This is a genomic window from Dyadobacter soli, from assembly GCF_900101885.1.
GTDB classification, from domain to species: domain Bacteria; phylum Bacteroidota; class Bacteroidia; order Cytophagales; family Spirosomataceae; genus Dyadobacter; species Dyadobacter soli.
Window position 1 is genome coordinate 243,539 of record NZ_FNAN01000002.1, and the last position, 18,374, is coordinate 261,912.

At 50.9% G+C, this 18,374-nt stretch carries 17 protein-coding genes; 9 read left to right on the plus strand and 8 right to left on the minus strand.

Annotated features, from left to right (window positions below; translation table 11 throughout):
- Positions 1-13: 13 nt before the first annotated feature.
- Both BLQ88_RS03305 and BLQ88_RS03310 read right to left on the minus strand, forming a co-directional pair.
- Complete coding sequence (locus BLQ88_RS03305; protein WP_090146692.1) at positions 14-1,186, minus strand: glycosyltransferase family 2 protein; 1,173 nt, start codon at positions 1,184-1,186, stop codon at positions 14-16.
- A gap of 3 nt (positions 1,187-1,189) precedes the next feature.
- Complete coding sequence (locus tag BLQ88_RS03310; protein WP_090146694.1) at positions 1,190-2,107, minus strand: glycosyltransferase family 2 protein; 918 nt, start codon at positions 2,105-2,107, stop codon at positions 1,190-1,192.
- Positions 2,108-2,288: 181 nt separating this feature from the next.
- On the opposite strand from BLQ88_RS03310, the gene BLQ88_RS03315 reads away from it, so the two are divergent.
- The 5 genes from BLQ88_RS03315 to BLQ88_RS03335 are packed head-to-tail and all read left to right on the plus strand — an operon-like array spanning position 2,289 to position 6,017.
- Complete coding sequence (locus BLQ88_RS03315; RefSeq protein ID WP_090146696.1) at positions 2,289-2,828, plus strand: hypothetical protein; 540 nt, start codon at positions 2,289-2,291, stop codon at positions 2,826-2,828.
- Positions 2,825-3,991 (plus strand): response regulator, encoded by a 1,167-nt coding sequence (locus BLQ88_RS03320; protein WP_090146698.1) that lies wholly within the window; start codon positions 2,825-2,827, stop codon positions 3,989-3,991. The genes BLQ88_RS03315 and BLQ88_RS03320 overlap by 4 nt, the downstream gene beginning before the upstream one ends.
- Positions 3,988-4,326, plus strand: a complete 339-nt coding sequence (locus tag BLQ88_RS03325) for an STAS domain-containing protein (RefSeq protein ID WP_090146700.1) — start codon at positions 3,988-3,990, stop codon at positions 4,324-4,326. Before BLQ88_RS03320 ends, BLQ88_RS03325 begins: the two co-directional genes overlap by 4 nt.
- A gap of 3 nt (positions 4,327-4,329) precedes the next feature.
- Complete coding sequence (locus tag BLQ88_RS03330) at positions 4,330-4,905, plus strand: ATP-binding protein (RefSeq protein WP_090146702.1); 576 nt, start codon at positions 4,330-4,332, stop codon at positions 4,903-4,905.
- Positions 4,902-6,017: an acyltransferase family protein gene (locus tag BLQ88_RS03335; RefSeq protein WP_090146704.1), complete on the plus strand. Its 1,116-nt coding sequence runs from the start codon at positions 4,902-4,904 to the stop codon at positions 6,015-6,017. Before BLQ88_RS03330 ends, BLQ88_RS03335 begins: the two co-directional genes overlap by 4 nt.
- Positions 6,018-6,146: 129 nt before the next feature.
- Here BLQ88_RS03335 and BLQ88_RS03340 read toward each other — a convergent pair whose 3' ends face one another.
- The 5 genes from BLQ88_RS03340 to BLQ88_RS03360 all read right to left on the minus strand — a co-directional run bounded on the left by BLQ88_RS03340 (position 6,147) and on the right by BLQ88_RS03360 (position 11,916).
- Complete coding sequence (locus BLQ88_RS03340) at positions 6,147-7,361, minus strand: glycosyltransferase (RefSeq protein WP_090146706.1); 1,215 nt, start codon at positions 7,359-7,361, stop codon at positions 6,147-6,149.
- Positions 7,362-7,454: 93 nt separating this feature from the next.
- Positions 7,455-8,264, minus strand: coding sequence for an alpha-1,2-fucosyltransferase (locus BLQ88_RS03345; protein WP_090146708.1), 810 nt, complete (start codon positions 8,262-8,264; stop codon positions 7,455-7,457).
- 13 nt (positions 8,265-8,277) lie between these two features.
- Positions 8,278-9,618, minus strand: a complete 1,341-nt coding sequence (locus BLQ88_RS03350; RefSeq protein WP_090146710.1) for a flippase — start codon at positions 9,616-9,618, stop codon at positions 8,278-8,280.
- A gap of 6 nt (positions 9,619-9,624) precedes the next feature.
- Positions 9,625-10,560 carry a hypothetical protein gene (locus BLQ88_RS03355; protein ID WP_090146712.1) on the minus strand — a complete coding sequence of 312 codons (936 nt, stop codon included), beginning with the start codon at positions 10,558-10,560 and terminating at the stop codon, positions 9,625-9,627.
- A 6-nt stretch (positions 10,561-10,566) separates the two neighbouring features.
- Positions 10,567-11,916 (minus strand): lipopolysaccharide biosynthesis protein, encoded by a 1,350-nt coding sequence (locus tag BLQ88_RS03360; RefSeq protein WP_090146714.1) that lies wholly within the window; start codon positions 11,914-11,916, stop codon positions 10,567-10,569.
- Positions 11,917-12,074: 158 nt separating this feature from the next.
- Here BLQ88_RS03360 and BLQ88_RS03365 point away from each other — a divergent pair, with 158 nt between their 5' ends.
- Genes BLQ88_RS03365 through BLQ88_RS03380 form a run of 4 tightly spaced genes read left to right on the plus strand, consistent with a single transcriptional unit; the run spans position 12,075 to position 17,169 of the window.
- Positions 12,075-12,941 carry a glycosyltransferase family 2 protein gene (locus tag BLQ88_RS03365; RefSeq protein WP_090146715.1) on the plus strand — a complete coding sequence of 289 codons (867 nt, stop codon included), beginning with the start codon at positions 12,075-12,077 and terminating at the stop codon, positions 12,939-12,941.
- Positions 12,942-12,945: 4 nt separating this feature from the next.
- On the plus strand, positions 12,946-13,722 hold the full coding sequence (locus BLQ88_RS03370) for a glycosyltransferase family 2 protein (protein WP_090147113.1): 777 nt from the start codon (positions 12,946-12,948) through the stop codon (positions 13,720-13,722).
- A 9-nt stretch (positions 13,723-13,731) separates the two neighbouring features.
- Positions 13,732-14,499 carry a glycosyltransferase family 2 protein gene (locus BLQ88_RS03375; protein ID WP_090146717.1) on the plus strand — a complete coding sequence of 256 codons (768 nt, stop codon included), beginning with the start codon at positions 13,732-13,734 and terminating at the stop codon, positions 14,497-14,499.
- A gap of 60 nt (positions 14,500-14,559) precedes the next feature.
- Positions 14,560-17,169, plus strand: a complete 2,610-nt coding sequence (locus BLQ88_RS03380) for a response regulator (RefSeq protein ID WP_090146719.1) — start codon at positions 14,560-14,562, stop codon at positions 17,167-17,169.
- Here the strand turns inward: BLQ88_RS03380 and BLQ88_RS03385 are convergent.
- The gene (locus BLQ88_RS03385; RefSeq protein ID WP_090146721.1) at positions 17,156-18,328 is read right to left on the minus strand and encodes a glycosyltransferase; all 1,173 of its coding nucleotides are present in this window, start codon (positions 18,326-18,328) and stop codon (positions 17,156-17,158) included. The genes BLQ88_RS03380 and BLQ88_RS03385 overlap by 14 nt on opposite strands.
- Positions 18,329-18,374 lie beyond the last annotated feature (46 nt).

The window sequence follows — 18,374 nt, forward strand, 5'->3', positions numbered from 1 at the left end:
GCATGACCGACGGTTATGCGCTTTTTCTTTTGGCCTTTTCCCAGGCCGCGCTTTGTGAGCCCTTGAAATACCGGCGAATGCCCGCGAGAACGGCGTAATTCATCATACAGAAATAATACGGCACAAAAAGCGCCTTCACCTTGATTTTACGCGTTTCGAGTATCCAGCCTGCCAATGCAAGGCCGTAAAAGCCAACCTGCCCGGCCAGCAGCAGCTGGTAAAGTACACCGCCGGATCGGAACACAATCAGAATGTTGAGTACCAATGCCAGAATCATTAAAAACGGCGTCACGGTCCAGCGCAGCACACGGTGGCTGATGTACTGGAAAGACAGTAACGGATCGTGAAACGGGTTCATCAATTGCTTCAACCGGAGAATCGATTGAATACCGCCCGCAGCAATGCGCACCTTTCTTTTCAATTCCTCTTTGATATTCTCGGAAGAAAGCTCGGACGCATACGCATCCGGCTCATACACAATGCGATAGCCCTGCTCGGCGATTTGCATGGAAATCATGAAATCGTCCAGGATCGTATCCGGCTGCACCGGGCGGTACAGCGACCGCCGCACACTGAACAACTCCCCGGCCGCTCCAACGACAGAATACAGCTCGGAATCCCACTTTTTGAGCGTAGATTCGTACTTCCAGTAAAAGCCTTCCCCGGCCGTCGCGTCCGATAATGCGTCCTGCATTACCCGCTTTTCACCGGAAACCGCACCCACTTTGGCATCGGCATAATGCCGCGCGATGAGCAGCAACGCATCTTTATTTAGAAATGTATTGGCATCTGTGAAAACAACCACTTCGGTATCCACTTCATGCATCGCGCGGTGCATCGCCAGGATCTTCCCGCTGCGTACGGGCGTATGCATGAGCTTAATTTGCGGGTAGTTGGCCACCAGGTCGGGCGTACGGTCGGACGAGCCGTCGGTGACGAATATGAGACTGAGCTTGCCTGCCGGGTACGACAGTTGCAGCGTATCCGCGATTTTCTCCTCGATAATACTCTCCTCATTATAAGCCGCGATGACGAGCGTAAGTGTCGGAAAATCCTGATCCAGCCCCGGCGCCAGCCTTTTTCCCTTGAATGCCCTGCGAATGCGGACCATCATGTACAGCACGATGCCGTAACCGAGGAATGTGTAGAAAACAATAAACAGACTGAGCCAGAAAAGTATCTCCATAAATCAGCGGGTCAATGGGAAGCCTAGATTTTCGCTATCGGGTTTGTTTTTGAAATGCCAGGTAATCGCACTCCAAAACACGGGTATGAAGTGGTATTCTTTATTTCTGATGTATTGAAGGATATTCCGCGGCACCACCGCCAGCGCGAAGTAGCAGCAGAAGACGAAGAAGGTGAACCCCGGCGCGTTCTTCCGGATGAACAGAATGCGGTTACGGTTCATAAAAAACTCCTTCAAAGCCGTTCGTTTGCCTACCGACACCGATTCTTTGTGGTAAATCAATGCATCGAGGTTCACATATACATCGTAGCCGGCGCGTTTAATGCGCTCGCACCAGTCGAGTTCCTCATAATAAAGGAAATAGTTCTCTGCCATCCCTCCCGCTTTCTCCCAGGCTTCGCGGCGGATCATCATCGCGGCCCCGTGCGCGTAGCCGGTCGGGCCGGTGAGGAAATCGTACTGGCCCCGGTCCTGCTCGAACTGCCCGATGCACGCATTGCGGCAGGTATAGTAGTTCATGGGCGTATAACCGGTGTATTGCAGCATTCCGGGCTGGTCGAAATAATGGATTTTCGGGGAGATCATCCCGATTTTCGGGTTGGTTTCCAGGGTATCTACCAGTTTGACGATCAGGTCGGTGGTTACTTCCGTGTCGTTATTGATCAGGAACAGGTAGTCGCCCGTAGCATACGCGAGGCCGATATTGTTCCCTCCTGCGAAGCCGGTATTCAGGTCGGAACGGACGAAAATGATGCCCGGATAGCGCTCCTTCCATTCCGGCACGGGGTTTGCCTTGCTGCCGTTGTCGACGACGATAATTTCCAGATCGGGATAGGTATTCACCTCCGCCAGTGATTTCAACAAGTCTTCGGTAACCTTCGGCTGATTGAAATTCACCGTTACGATCGAAACTTTTTTCATGCGCAAAATGCCCCGTAATGCCGCTGGAAATTGAAGGAATATTTTTATTGATTTGTAGAACTATTTCAAATTTAATAATAAAAACATAGCTTTAACCAAAATCCGGGAATGATCGCCGGTTTTTGTAAAAAACATCCTCAATGCGTCCTGAAAGCCTTTCTCAGGAATAAACCATCCCAGCGTGCAAGTCAACCGTAAGCTCAGCGACTCAGATTCCGGCCAAAACCCATCCGGTCCTCATGGACAGGAAATTGCGCGGCTGGACGGCAAGGTCGCGGAGCTGATCGAGGCGATCGAGCAGGCGGATATTGAAGCGCAGCTTTCAAAGCATTACCAGAAGCAGATCGCCGACGCATTCGAGCGCTCGGCCGCTACCCGCAAGAAACTCGCGCCGTTCAGGGAGCTCGATCAGGAAAACAACCTCTCGCGCGAGGAACTATTGGAAGGCCTGGAAAAGCTCCTGGCCGAAAACCAGTTCGACAGCCGAATCAATGCGCCCAAGCGCGGCGGATTTGTCCAGAAAGGCGTCATGTTCATCCTCGCTATCCTGCTTATCATCGTCGGTTTTGCGATGATCATCATGCCCGCACCACCCAGTTTCGAGCTTTTTACCGTGTATTATTTCAATATCAATGACGGCGTCACGATTATGGACCTTGTGTCGCTGCTGATTATTTTTGGCGGAGTGCTTTTATTCGTATTAAACTTCAACAAGAAATGATCAGCTTCCCCGAGACAACGACCGCCGTCAAAAAGATCCTGCTCGTGGAGGATAACCTGCTTTTCCGGAAGGTAATCGAGCATGCTCTTTTGAAAGCGGGATACAACTGCGTGCTCTGCGAATCGGCCACGGAAGCATTAGATATGCTGCTCGTGGAAACGCCAGACCTGATCCTCTCCGACTACGACATGCCCGAAATGAACGGTTTCGATTTCCGGCAGGCCGTATTGTTAAACCCGAATATCAGCGACATTCCTTTCGTTTTCCTCACTTCGTTTACCGACAACAAACTGGTACTCGAAGGCCTGAACATGTCGGCATTGGACTTCATCAACAAGGAAACGCCGATCCCGGTGATCATTACCAAGCTCAATAACATCATCAAAATTCTTGAAAATGAGCACGTAAGGTCGGTCAGGGAACTGAAAGTGGCTGCCGAAACGCTGAATGTAAAATCCATCCCCACGCATGCACCGGTGGTGAGCGGTTACCGTATTTCGTACTGGCACAAGGGCTACCGCGGCTATCCGGGCGGCGATTTTATCGATTTCGTGCAGGTCGACAGCCGTTATTGCTTCGCGTTTTTGGGTGATATTATGGGTAAAAAATGGAAAGCCTGGTTCTTCACATTCGGTTTTCTGAGCTATATCCGCGCTGCGATCCGCTTTTGCGTGCTGGATAAGGATTTCGAGCTGATGACCATCGCGCAGAAGATCAACAAGCTCATTTACCTCGACGAAAGTTTGCAGAATATCCTTTCCAGCCTCTCCCTGCTCCTGCTCGACACGCATACGGGCGAGGTGCATTACACAGGCGCGGGCGACCTGCCCCTGATCAGCTATTCGCCCGAAACCGGGAGCGCATCCACGGTGCAATCCACCGGTTTGCTGCTAGGCCTGCTGGAAGATGGCATGTACGATAAACAGGTAGTGGCCATGAAGCCCGGCGACCAGCTGGCGATATTCACCGACGGCATGATCGATATTCCGTCCAATGGCTCAAAAAAGAGTGATTATCCATTTTTTGTAGAAAAAATAACCCCTTACCTCGGCCAGCCCGACAGTTTCGAGCTGATCAGGAAGCATGTGTTGGACCTGATCGACGACAATAACCAGATGGACGACGCAAGCATCATTTTTATAGAAAAACAAAACCCTGTATGATACTGAAAGTTGAGGAAATAAATCGCGTGGTACAAGCCACGATTTTACCGGAAGAGGCCAGTCTTTCCAATGCGGATGCATTCAAAGAAGAGATGATTACGATTATCGGCAAGGGCGTCCGGCTGGTGATCGTCAGTTTTGAAAACGTGAATTACATCGACAGCTCTTTCCTGGGCAGCCTGGTGGTAGCATTGAAGTACGCCATGCCGCGCAATGTCGATATTTACCTGGTCTCACTGAAACCGGATGTTAAGAACCTGCTCACGCTCATCCGAATGGACAAGGTGTTCAGGATATTTAACAATTATGAAGAGGCGCAGGGAACATTGAACTAGTTTATGAGGGAGGATTCGGATCAGATCACGATAGTTTTCAATAGTAACCGGGAGGGCATTCCGGGCACGCTGAACCTGTGCCTGGATCATATCCGGCAAAAAGCGGGCACCTCACCGCTCGACGAAGACCTGCTGGCCAAAATCAAATGGGTGATCATGGAGCTGCTTACCAATGCGGTAAAGCATTCCGGCGAGCGGGAAACGGTGCTGAAAATCGGTTTGACGGTGGATGCGGTGATCCTCGAAAAGGAAGATTATGGTAAACCGCTCGTGCTCGTGGGGCAGGACAGAAAGAAGATCATGTGGCCGCTGGAAGAAATGGTACGTCCGCTCGATTTCCCCATTTATCACAACGGCATGGACTCGCTCTGCGTGCGGACCGACGAATCGGGCCGGGCGATATTCTTCATCGAGGAACTTGCCGAACTGGAAATGCCCGCATTGCTATCCGACACCAGCGAGCATTTCGGGTTGCTCATCATGACAAAAGCATCCGACGAGTTCGCTTACGAGCACGAACCCGAAAGTGGCCTGAACCGCTTCATCAGCACATTCTATTTTACCCAGCCAATCCCATGAAACACCGCTTCGAAGTTCTGGACATTTTTCGGGGCCTGTTCGCGTCGCTCGTATTCCTGTTCCACCTCGGCCCATTTGCCAATACGCCCATCCTGAACAACCTTTTCGTCGAAAACTCGGATATGTTCGTGGACTTCTTTTTCGTCCTCAGCGGATTTGTGATCGCGTACAGCTACCAGTCGCTGGCCGACTGGGCCCAGTTCAGGCTATTTCTCAAAAAACGCGTTTACCGCATTTACCCGTTGCATTTCGTGATGCTGCTCGCTTTTGTGGGAATGGAAGTAGCCAAAAACCTGCTCAATCCCTACATTAAGGTGAACAACCTGGTGAATCCGGCAAATAACGTTTACACATTTTTCACCTCGCTTTTCCTGGTCAACTCTACACCGGTACCGGGCGTGAAAGATGTAAGCTGGAACATCCCGAGCTGGTCGATCAGCGCGGAAATGATGGCTTACCTGGTGTTCGGCAGCCTGGTGGTTTACATTCACCGGTCCAATCAGTTCCGGAGCCGCAATGCCTGGTACGCATTGATGATCGTGATTTCGCTTACCGCATTATGGTCTGTTTCAAACAGTATTCAGATCAATTACAGCTTCGATTACGGCTTCCTAAGGGGCATTCTCGGTTTTTTTACGGGCGTTCTTTGCTTCAACCTTTTCAGCAACACACACGTGCGCGTACGCGAATGGTCGTCCGCATTATTTTCGATCGTGGAAGTCGTGTCACTCGCCCTGATCGTCCTCAGCATTTATAACGGTGAGGTGATGAAACCTTGGGGCGCTGTTTTTGAAATACTGTTCTTCATCTGCATTTACACCTTCGCATTTGAAAAAGGTATTATTTCAAATGCACTGAAAAGCGTGAAGCTGCTCCATAAGCTCGGGGCATACTCCTACTCGATCTACATGACGCACGCATTGCTGATCAGCCTCTTTAATGTATTGTTTATTAGAATATTGAAATTCCCACCCGAGGCATATTCTTACCTCTTCATCTTCAACTTTATCATTATCTACTTCGTGTCGGCATGGACGTACAAGCACATTGAAATGCGCTTTCAGTACAAATCGCCAAAAAAAGTGCCGGAAGGGGAAGTGGCGCGGAAGTAGGTAGCGGGGCTGACCGCCGACGGCCGACCGCTGACCGCCGATGGATTGTGCGGTACAATGCCGGGTGACTGACCATTGGAAGCTCTGCTTTAATGCAATCGGCGGTCGGTGGTCAGCGGTCGGCGGTCACTACGGATGAATCACCTCATCCAAATGATAATGAATAATCTCCGCGATGGCGTCCACGCGGTTTTCCCAGGTGTTTTCGGCGGCGATCGTCACGCGTGTTTTGCGCAGGTCCGCATTGTCGGTTTGCAGTGCCGTATTGATAGCCTGTGAAAAGCTTTCCGCATGCTCGCAGAACGTCACCGCACCTTTGGTAAACTCTTTTAGGTCAGGGTTAAAATCGATGGCAACTACCGGCTTTCCTGCGCCGAGGTATTCGAAAAGCTTTAATGGAAAAATGCTGCTGCTCACGTCGTCCTTTTTGAAGGGAATAAGCGCCACATCGAAGCCTTTGATCACCGCTGGCATATCCTCGTAGCCGATGGAGCCCGGGAAATGCACGTTTTCGGCGGTAAAGAACCAGTCGGGCACGAATTCCTTCGAAACCGGCCCCACGAATGCAAAGCTCTTGTCAGGATTGGCGAGGATTACCTTTTGAAGCAAATCATAATCCATCCGCCGCTCAATAGCGCCCAGGTAGCCGATTACCGGCTTTTTCAATGCGGCAATGGCCGGGTACACGGGCAAATCCGCGTTCAATGCCTTGCTGCTGTGGCCGAGATCCGCCGCATTCGCCACGAAGTAGCTGTACTGGTTCTGCTTTTTCTTCTCCTCATACAATTGCCTGCTGCTGCAAATCACGACATCGCTCTGTTTCACCAGGATATCCTCCGAAACAACGCCGTGGCGCCGGTTGAACGGCAGTACCATCGGGTCGAGGCAATGGTACACTTTCAGCTTCGGCGTGAGGCCATCGGTGAGCGTGGGGTAATGGAAGTTGAAGGAATTGATAAAAATATAATCCCGGATCTTGTAGGCTTTTAGAATGCTCTTTAATTTGGTACGGATCAGGAACTCATTGAATTTCAGCGCCGTGCGAAACAGTCCGTTCTCCGGCAGGAAGTTCACCGACAACAAAATCGGCGGGATGATCACTTTCAGGTTCGGAATGTCGGTCTGGATAAGCGTATGACCGGTAAGCGAGAAATGCTCTTTGCGCAACTGGTATTCAGGCGTTTTGCGCAGCCTGAAAAAGTCCCTCACCGTAAATGGGTTTTCGATGTAATACACCTCATTCTCCCGCGCGAGCAGCTTGGCGGTCGTGTAGTTGGTAGACTCGATGGGTGCGTCAAATCGGGGTAGGCCAAAAATGATGATCTGATGTCCTTTCAGTTTCATTAGCAAAGCGTATTCAATAGATTTTCATCAGATCGGTCCAGCGGCGCCCGTCACGGTTCGTACAACTATTATTAACCGGTAATTTAGAAATTTTTACAATACATCCCGCCATTCAAACCGGTCGGTCATGATGCCTTTGGGGTGTTCGCGGCCAATCCGGAAGCCAAACCAGTTCTTTGGTGCGATGACGTGATTTTTTTTCGGGCACATGTAAGCCGCCCACCAGGCGAAAGTACTGTTTGAAATGATCGCAATGTCGGCATGCATGATCAGCTGGAAGTCGATGATCTCGGAGTTCGAGACAAAGAAAAAGTTGTCGCGCGCGGGGAATGCTGTTTTGACAAAATCCATATCGTCACTCACGAAATAGACCTTGTAAGCATCCAGGTTTTCGATCGAATCGAGCTGTTTTTGAAAATATTCAATGGGTAACGAAATATCACGCTTGCCGTAGGAAAGGTAATCGGTGCGGCGGATGTGCACGACAATCGTTTTATTTTCCTTAAAAACTGCCCGGTACTGATCGGCAAACGCCTTTTCAAATTCCGGTTTCAGTTTCGGCAATGTGCCTTTCGGTAAATGCTTAATGTAAAAATCCGACTGGTAGTAGCCGTAATACATCTGCCCGTTTTTGGGGGAAAATTCTTTGGGACTGAAAAAGTTATGCACATAAACCGGCGTGAACCTGATCGCTTTTGGAATGATGCGCGTAAAACCCGAATACAGTTTCGAACCTAGTGTCGCATTATGGTAACCGCCCAAATCGAAATACCTGCTCAGGTAGGCATGGTGCGGGTTCGGGAAGAAATAGGTCAGGCGCGGGTTCCTGGTTTTCAGGTACAACAAAAAATAGTACTGAAACAACTGGTTGCCAAGCCGGCCCGAAAAGTAAACACCTACCATAACGTGCTGATTTTTAAGACTTCGCCTTCAACATCGGCCGCAAATACCGGTCGAGAAACTCCGGGTAGAATTTATACATGTACACGAATGTATTGAACACATTCACGCCGATCTCTCTTTTCAAAATGACCTGCGCCACCGCGAACCCCACGATATTGGAGCACAATGTAGCATATGCCGCCCCTACCACGCCCCATTGGCGGATAAAGAAATAGTTCAGACAAAGGTTCAGGCTTGCTGTACCTATTACGACAAAAAACGTCATGCGCGTTTTGCCGATTGAATCGAGTATCGTTCCGAATTGTCGCCCGAATGGAATCAAAAGGCAGTAAATCAATGTAATTTGCAGCAAGGGAATGGAATCCGCGTATTTTTCACCAGCAATGAGCGTGATTACAATGCCGGAGAAGAGGTACAGGAAAATTACCACCGGCACCACCAATGCCAGCGTGGTACCCACCGATTTTTCATACAAATACTTGATAGCCCCCTTCCCTTCCGACTCCATCCGCTTCGCACTTTGCGGGAAAACGATCGTCGCCACCGCATTGCCCGGAATGTCGATAAGGTTGGTAATGCGAACGGCGATATTGAATGCACCCGACGCTGCCGGGGAAAGCATGGCGCCCAGCATCATCTGATCGATGGTACCGGAGAGCAGCGAGCTGATTAGTGTACCAAATGCGTATTTGCCGTAGCCAAACAGCTTTCCCATCCACTCGCGGCTCACGTGCGCGGACAATGCGAGGTGCGTGCGTGCATGGCTGTATGCGATGAGCATGCCCGCGAGCGCACTCGCGATTTGCACCCACACGAGGAACACCAGCTCCACCGAAAACTTGAAAAGGTAGCATACCAGCACGAAAGTGAAGAACACGCCCTGCCGGATAATGGTGGTCACGAAAATGCCGTTGAACCGCAAATTAGCCTGCTCGACGCCGTTGAACTGCGCCTGCAGGCCCGAAAGCAGGTAAATGGCAATGTACCAGTACATCATTTCCACGAGCTGCGGCGCGTCCCAGAGCCTGCTCAGCCACGGCGAGAAAATGAGTATCGCGGCAATGCACACCACCTGCACAATGCCGTTAATCGCGAACGAAGCCGTGATAATGGCAGGATGTTCTTTGGAATCCGACGAAGAAATGTACTTGATCAATGCGTTCTGCAAGAGGCCGCTGCGGATCGCTTCCAGGATGGTGGTTGTGGAGATAAAGAGCGTCCACACCCCGAAATCGTGCTTGGTAAGGAGCCTGACGAGCAAGTAAAAGCCCGCAAAGCCAAAGAACACGCCCGAGAAATTCTGAACGATATTGATAAACCCCGATTTGAGCCAGTAATCCTTTTTTCCCTCCATAACCCGTCAGAAATGCGCTTCGACGTATTTTTTTACCTCGTCGTCGGTTTTTGCGTGCAATATTTTCGCCCCTGAAAACTGCGGGTACAGCTTCTCGAAGCATTTGAAATGATGCTCCGGCCCCTTTTTCGATAAAATCAGGTTGGTACCGCCGAAATAGCTCGCCAGAGTAGCCGTGCCGCCGTGAATCGAAATAAAACGGCTCGCATTGGCATACACCATCAATTGCAAATGGTTGAAATTGTTAGCATTAGCCCTATTTTCTTTGAAAAGGTCTTCCATTAAAATCACATCCGGGTGCTCCGCCGCGAGCCAGCTGAACTCGTCCATATCGTAAATGTCGGAGTTGTCCATGGTGATATGCTGCGGGCGTGGACGGTTGTAAATCACCGTGTATTTGCTTTTCAGCTTGTCGAGAATGAATGCGAGCATTTCGATGCTGTAAAAGCTCACCGGCGGGCCGTCCCATTCCATATTGTAGCGGTTGGCGATAATCAAAACCGGCTTTTCATAAACATACACATCGTTGCGGTACGTCTCTTTCAAAGGCACCGGGACCCATTTCGACATATCATAGTCCTGGCTGTACAGGATGCGCGGCATTTCGAAGTTGTAATTGCCCTCGTTGGAACGCGTATCGAACTGCTCTTTGTGATCGGGCGAGAAAAAGTAGAGCTCTTTCGTGTACTTCGAAGAAACGGTGCTTTCGAGCGTGCCGTTTTTGTAATGCCAGTAAGCGAACGGCAGCGCAAATTGCAGCTCCGGCGCAAACTCGCCGCTGAATGCGAGGCGCTTGTATTTCTTCCTGCTCACATAATCCTTCCAGATGTACTTCCATTGCTGCACCTTGCAGCGCAATGTATCCCGGTAAAAATAGCGGTGCTCCCACGGTAACTTTCCATACCGGAGCAACACCACCAGACTGAGTATTTTATTAAGCATAAGCCATTATTGTGACTTGTGAACCATCAGCTTGCCCCACCATAGCCGCACCAGACTCACCGCCTCGGCATAGCCCGTCGTGAATACGCTCAGGATACTGAAAGGCTGAAAACGGTTGAGCCCCCAATACCCGATGCCCACGCCGATGAGCGTCGGTACCACGCCGGCAATGGCGACGCCGTAAATACTGCCGGTGATGTAAATGGCCGTCACAGAAGCGATTACGCTCCCTGCGAGCATGATCAGGACTTTAACGAAATTGATTTTGGGCTGATGGATAACGTCGAGTGTCAATGCGAAAAAGCGGTCGAGCGGGTACAGCAGCGCGAAGGTCATATAGAGGCGCATGATGTTCGCGGCTTCGGAATTAATGTATTTTTCTCCTCCTATGATATGTATGGCTACATCGGCGAGGATCACCGCGCCAATGCAGGCCGGTAACAATGCCATGGTGATGAGGCCCGCGTAACGCTTCATGGTTTCGATCACTTTGGGGCGGTTGCCTTCATTGTAGGCGGCGGAAAGTTCGGGCATGCCGGTGGCGGCGAAGCTTCTGAGGGGTATTTCGATGATCTCCATCAGCCGCTGCCCGAGGTTGAACACGGCCAATGCCGCCGGGCCGAGCATGAAGTTGATGATCATCGTATTGGAAGTACCAAAAAGATTGGAACTCAATGTGGTACCTACTGAAAATTTACCAAAATGGAAGATTTCCTTAATGCTTTCACTAGTGCGATCCTTGAAGTTGCCGAGCCTTGACCAGCCCATGACAATCGTGAAAATGCTCGTCAATGCCGCGCCGCCGAGGTATGCGTAGATGATGTTCTGCAAATTGGCGGTTTTGGTGAAAGCCATGACCATTACAAAAAGAATGAAAAACCCCTGGCTGAGGAAGCGGATGCATAAGAGCTGGTCGAACCGCTGCTCGGCCTGCACCACGCACGAAGCGATGAAATACGGCAGCGAGGCAATGTAGATAATGCCGAACCATTCGACGAACAGCACCACGGAAGGGTTCTTGAACCAATCCGAAAACAGGAACGCCGGAATGTTGATCAGCGCGAGAATGCCCGTAATGGCCCCGCCGATAAACCAGGCCGATCCAACTACTTCGCGCTTCCGGGCGTCGCTCGCGCCTGCGTAAAATTTGATGAAGGCCGTCGTGAGGAAGCCCGAACGGAAGGTATCGACCAGCAACAATATCGACAGGAAGAATACCCACATCCCAATGCTGGCGACGGGCAATGCGCGGTACAGGATGATCATATTGAGCATCCCCAGCACCGACATAATGCCGTTTCCGGCCAGCGAAAGAAAGTGTTTGTTCCTAAGTTTCTGTAAGAGCTGCAAAGCCATCAGGTAGTGGGCAAGATTGGAACCAGACGCAATATGCGAAGTAATTTTACAATATTTTTGCGCAAAGCACGAATAATGTTTTAACTTTCCTCCCTACTGCCCCGCCGCACGGGCGTGCCTGGTTGTAAAGATGTACAAAACCTACTGATTGCCAGAATATGAGCTTATTGGGCTTACCTAAATGGATTTTACCGCACCTTTTTACAAACAAGCGCTTCGGGGATCTTACCGAAGCCGAAATTCAGGCTTTACGGGAAAGGATCAGTCGCTTTAAGGAAGAGACGCCCGAAGTTTCGGTCGTAATCCCCGCCTGGAACGAGGAAAACAACATTTACCGGACGTTGTCGTCGCTTTCGGCGAGCAGCACGAGGTATAAGGTCGAGATTGTGGTCGTGAACAACAATTCCACGGACGGCACGCAAAACGTGCTCGATACGCTGGGCGTCCGGAACTACCTGCAAACCGTTCAGGGAACGCCATTTGCGCGCCAAATGGGCCTCGACAATGCCCGTGGAAAGTTTCACCTCTGCGCCGATTCGGACACGTTTTACCCGCCCGACTGGATCGATCTCATGGTGGAGCCGATGGCGAAAAGCGCGGGCGTTACCGGCGTTTACGGCAATTATGCATTCATCCCGCCCGACGGGCAGGGACGGCTGGGCCTCTGGTTTTATGAAAAATTCGCAGGGCTGATGATCCAGATCCGGAAGAAAAACCGCGAATACCTGAATGTCTACGGGTTCAATATGGGCTTTGTAACCGAGGTAGGACGCAGAACGGGCGGTTTCAGAGTAAGCGGCCAACGCGTTTATGCCAATATTGTCGGCAGCGATTTCCAGAACGAAGCCGAAGACGGCCGCATGGCGCTCAACCTCAAAAAAGAAGGCGACCTGAAACAGGTTACCAGTTCCAAGGCGACGGTGTTCACCTCGCCGCGCCGCCTGCTCGACGACGGCAGCATTTCGAAAGCATTCTTCAATCGGGCCAAGCGACAGTTGCAAGGCATGCGCGACTATCTCTCGTAATATGATGCAGCACCATTTCCCCGATACCACTTTACTGATCACCCATTATAACCGCAGCGGCTCGCTCGAACGGCTGCTTGCGACGTTCGAATCGCTCGGCTGCCGGTTTGCGGATATCGTCGTTTCGGACGACGGCAGCAAACCCGAACACCTCGCAAACGTGCAGGCGCTTACCGATCGCTTCCATTTCCGGCTCGTTACCACGCCGAAAAACCGCGGGCTCGGCAACAATATTAATAAGGGCCAGGATGCGGTGCAGTCGGAATACACTTTATATGTGCAGGAGGATTTCCAGCCTTCCGACATTTTTCCGGAGCATTTCCAGGACGCGCTCACATTCATGCGCGAGGACTCGAAATGGGATATCGTGCGGTTTTACGCCTATTTCGCCTACCCTTCCTTGAAACCTTTCAAAAAGGGTTATTCCGAAATGTTGTACCGGTTCTGGGACATGAACCATTTGAAATTCTACTATTACAGCGATCACCCGCATTTGCGTCGGAGCACATTCCTGCAAAAGTTCGGCCGCTATCCCGAAGGCATCAAAGGTGACCTTACGGAATATAAAATGGCCGTCAGCTTTTTACAAAAAAAAGGCAAAGGGCTGTTTTACAATGATTTTACCCAATTATTTTACCAAAAAAACTCCTCCGACGAACCCAGTACCATGGAGCGCGCCAACTGGAAGCTCAGCGAAAACCCGCTGGTAAAGCTCGCGCGGCTGGGTTACCTGCGCTACCGCTGGTTGAAAAATACGCTGGACCTGGTTTTCATGAAATAGACTGCCCACATGAACAAGGAATATTTCTTCGGGGACGTGACGCTGCTCATCACCCATTACAACCGGAGCCAGTCGCTGGAACAATTGCTCCTTTCATTTGAGGCGCTCCATTGCCGGTTTGGCGATATTGTCGTGTCGGATGACGGCAGCAAGGCCGAACACATCGATTACCTTTTGCAATTGCAGAAAAAGCACGAATTCCGGCTCATTACCACGCCGCAAAACAGGGGTTTGGGCAACAATATCAATAAAGGGCAGGACGCCGTGCAGACGCCGCTGACCCTATACGTGCAGGAAGATTTTACGCCAACCGCCATTTTTCCGGAGCGCTTCACGGACGCGCTGACCATCATGCGCGAGCACCCGGAAAACGATATGGTGCGCTTTTACGCCTATTTTGAATATCCCTATCTGAAAAACCCGCGTGACGGCTTTTACGAAATGGATTTCAAGCTCCTGAAACCCGGTTACCGCAAGTTTTACGCGTACAGCGACCACCCGCACCTGCGCAGGACCAATTTTTTTGAGAAATTCGGAAGGTATATCGAAGGCCGGAAAGGCGACTTCACCGAGTACACGATGATGATGTCGTTCCTCAGAAAAGGCGGAAAGGCGTGGTTTTACAAGGATTTCAAGGGTTTGTTTGTACAAAAAAACTCGGAATCCGAGCCCAGTACCATGTCACGCGAGAACTGGCGGCAGACCGACCGGTTTCCCATGAAGCAGATCCGCGACCTGTACCGGCACGTGAAATTTAATTTTGATTACCTCACCTGAATATAGTCTTGGTTTATTCCGATCTTGGTGCCATTAACCCCATGTTCCCGCCCCTGAGATATGCCGACCCGTATAACAAATGACTCATTCAGATGGTATTACGCGAGCATTTACCTGGGCCTGGCGCTGATATTCGGTTCCCAATACTTTACCTATAAAAACGTCCGCGATCTGTCGCTCAACAACGAGCGGCTCAATGTAACGATCGGCGTACTGAACCAGACGGCCAATTTCGGGCTGGTAACGAAGGATTTCCAGTCGAACATGCGCGGGTACTTGATCACGCAGGATAACAACCTGCTGAGCGACAACTACAACAAGAAAATACAGCTCGTAGGCATTACCGACACGCTCTTCAACCTCGTGAAAACCGACGCGGCGCAAACGCAGCGCGTGAAGGATCTTTTGCAGATTTCCAGCCAGATCGTACTCTATTCCCAGCATGTAATTACCATTTACCGCACGCAAGGTACCCAGCAGGCTTTTTCTAAAATCCAGGAAGGGGAAGGCATTCGCCTTAACAACCTGCTGACGAGCAAGATCAACGAGATCGAAGATTACGAAAACCATAACATGGACCAGCGCCGGAAACTGGTTTCGGACACGCAGCAGAATTCGATCCTGTTCATTTTACTCACGGGCGCTGTCGGGGCTATTCTCACGATCCTTTCCATCATATTCCTGAACCTCGACAAACGTAAGCAGCGGCTGTTCCAGAAGGAAATCAAGGAAAGGGAACGGACGGTAAGCCAGTACCTGGAAGCGATTCCCGACGGGGTGATGGTGATTAACAATGAGCGGAGAATAGAGGTACTCAACGAGTCGGGAAGGGAAATCCTGGGCGTGGCGGGCGAGCGCCCCGAGACGCTTGAAGAGCAGGTCAAACGCATTAAACTGCTGGACCCTACCCGGTATCACGTCCGGTTTTCGGCCGATACATTGCCGGTTGCCCGCGCATTGCAGGGCGAGAAGCTGACGGGCAACAAGATCGACCTCGTTAAAAACGACAAGATTTACCACCTCGAAACCAATGTGCAGCCGGTGATCGGCCTCGACGGGCAGATCAAAAGCGCCATTACGGTGTTCAGGGACATTACCGAGCGGGCCAATTACGAAGCTACACTGGAAAAAGCGCGGATACTGGCCGAGAAATCGGTGCGGGTGAAGGATATATTTCTTTCCAATGTCAGCCACGAGATCCGGACGCCGCTGAATGCAATTATCGGGTTTACCAACCTGCTGCTGGGCGAAGTTACCGACCAGAAAAGCCTTGAATACGTCGGATACATTCAGTACGCGGGCAAAAACCTGCTGGAACTGATCAACGACATCCTCGATTTCTCGAAAATAGAAGCCGGGCAGGTACATCTGGAAAAAACACCGGTCTCGATCCGCGAACTGGCCGATTCCGTTTCGGCCATTATGCATCACCGGGCGGTAGAAAAAGGCATTGCCTACGACGCCCTGCTGGCCGACGGCCTGCCCGAATTCGTCGAAACCGATAAGCTGCGCCTTACGCAGATATTGCTTAATGTATGTGGTAACGCGGTAAAATTCACTGAAAAAGGCAGTGTAACACTTCATGTTGAACCGATCGGCGAGCCGCTCAACGAGGTACAGAATATCCGTTTCCGGGTAATTGATACGGGCGTCGGCATCCCGAATGACAAACTCAAAGAGGTTTTCAACCGGTTTGTGCAGGCTACCGAAAGCACGACCAGGGTATTCGGCGGCACGGGGCTTGGATTGAGCATTGTGAAATCGCTCGTGCACCTTTTCGAAGGCACGCTCAACCTCGAAAGCGAACTGGGCAAGGGGACGGTTTTTACCATGGATTTTCCTTTCCGGATCGTACAGGATGCCGATTTGCAGGAAGAAGTTGAGAAGGAAATCGATATTGCCGCATCCGTAACTTCATTACGCATTCTGGCGGCGGAAGATAATTCCCTTAACCAGAAACTGTTGAAAGCCATTTTTGAAAGGCTCAATATCCCGCTGACCGTCGTGAACAACGGCCAGGAAGCACTCGAAAGGCTGCGCGAGGAAACGTTTGATATGGTTTTAATGGATATTCAAATGCCGGTCATGGACGGTTACACGGCTATTAAAGAGATCCGACGGACCATTTCCACTACCATTCCGATCATCACCATGACGGCCCACGCGATGGTCGGCGAGAAAGAAGAATGCCTGAGTATCGGCGCCAACAGCTATATTTCGAAACCATTTAAAGAAAGTGAACTATTATATACCATTGCCCACCTTGGAAACAAAGAGCATTACGAACCACCTCAACCCACAAATTTTACTCAGCAACCTCCGCAATCAAAAATGACAGATACGATTTTAAACCTCGACTACCTCGCTGAAATCACCGGAGGCGACCAGGAACTACGCGACGAACTGATCGCGATGTTTGAAAAAGACAGCCAGGTACAGCTGCACAATATTGCGGAAGCATCCCTGGCGAACGACCAGGAAAAACTTCGTCAGGGAATACATAAATTCCGTTCTTCACTGTTTTCGGTGGGCTTGCTGAACACCGCCAACCAATATAAAGATCTTGAAGCGATCCTGAAACAGGGCAAATGGACCAGCGAACTGAACCAGAAGCTGATCGATTTGAAGTCAGAAGCCGAAACAGGTTTGGTGCAGCTTAAACAGCTTTGATAGCCTTGTAGATTTCCCCCACGCTGTTTTCCCACGTATGCGAGCTGGCGAATGAACGTCGGGCTTCGGTGCGCGCTTCCGAGTTTTCGGCCAGCGCGAGGTCGATCAGCCTGACGTAATCTTCTTTTCCCTTGCCCAGGTACACGTGCTCCGCGAAAACGCTCATGGCGTCGGTAGCGGTAGCGACAACGGGCTTGCCAACTGCGAGGTATTCGTCGATTTTACGGGGATAATTACCAATCGTGACCTCGTTGAGCAGCTGCGGGTTCACACACACGTCGAATGCGTTGATGTAGGCCGGCAGGTCGCTGATATTGCGGGAGCCGGTAAAAGTTACATTGGGCAGGTTGTGCAGGCTGCTTTGCGAAAACTCGTTGTCTTCGGGGCCTATCAGCACGATATTCCAGTCGGGACGCTGCTGCGCGATGTATTCGAGCAGCTCCATATCCAGCCTAATGCTTTGCAGCGCGCCCACGTACCCGATACGCGGGCGCGCGATGGCGCTGATGTCGGCAGGCTCGGGCGCCTGGTTACCAGCCATGAAAATATCGAGGTCGCAGCCTTGGCCTACGTAAAAGGAATGCGGGTTGAATTTGGCGCAATAATTGGCCAGGTAAGTCGAATTGGCTACGCAGAGGCTGCTTTTGGCAATGAGGGCCGGTTCTAGGCGTGCCCCGTGCTTCCGCCAGTAGTCCACAGCCAGCATGAAATCGCGGGAGTAGTAAATGGACAGGCGCGGTTTGAGCAGGTCTTTCAGGAAAAAACTCCGGAACATATCATTGTCATTGAAATGAATGTAATCCGAAAAGCCCAGCCGTTTTGCTGCACGGGCGATCGATCCCGCGAATAGCTGGTTATTCCTTTTATTCAAAATATCGAAAAGCATTTCCGGCAGCCAGTTGATCGACTCGATCATCTTGTCGGGGTACAACACCCACAGGTTTTTCTGTACCTCTTCCAGGCCGTCGGCTTTGCCGTAAACCACTTTCCGGCGTTTTGCAATTTTGGGATCATCGCCATTTTTGAGCAGGCTGATGCGGTCCAGCGGGGAATTGACGTACAGCACCCTGTGATTCTTGCTGAATTCCAGGGCAATGTTCTTGCAGTTACTCCCGATTTCTACATCCCAGGCCTGTTGTCCGGTAATGACAATATCCATAGTAAAGTGGCTAATGCGCGGGTAAATCCCGCGCCCTCGTTGAGAT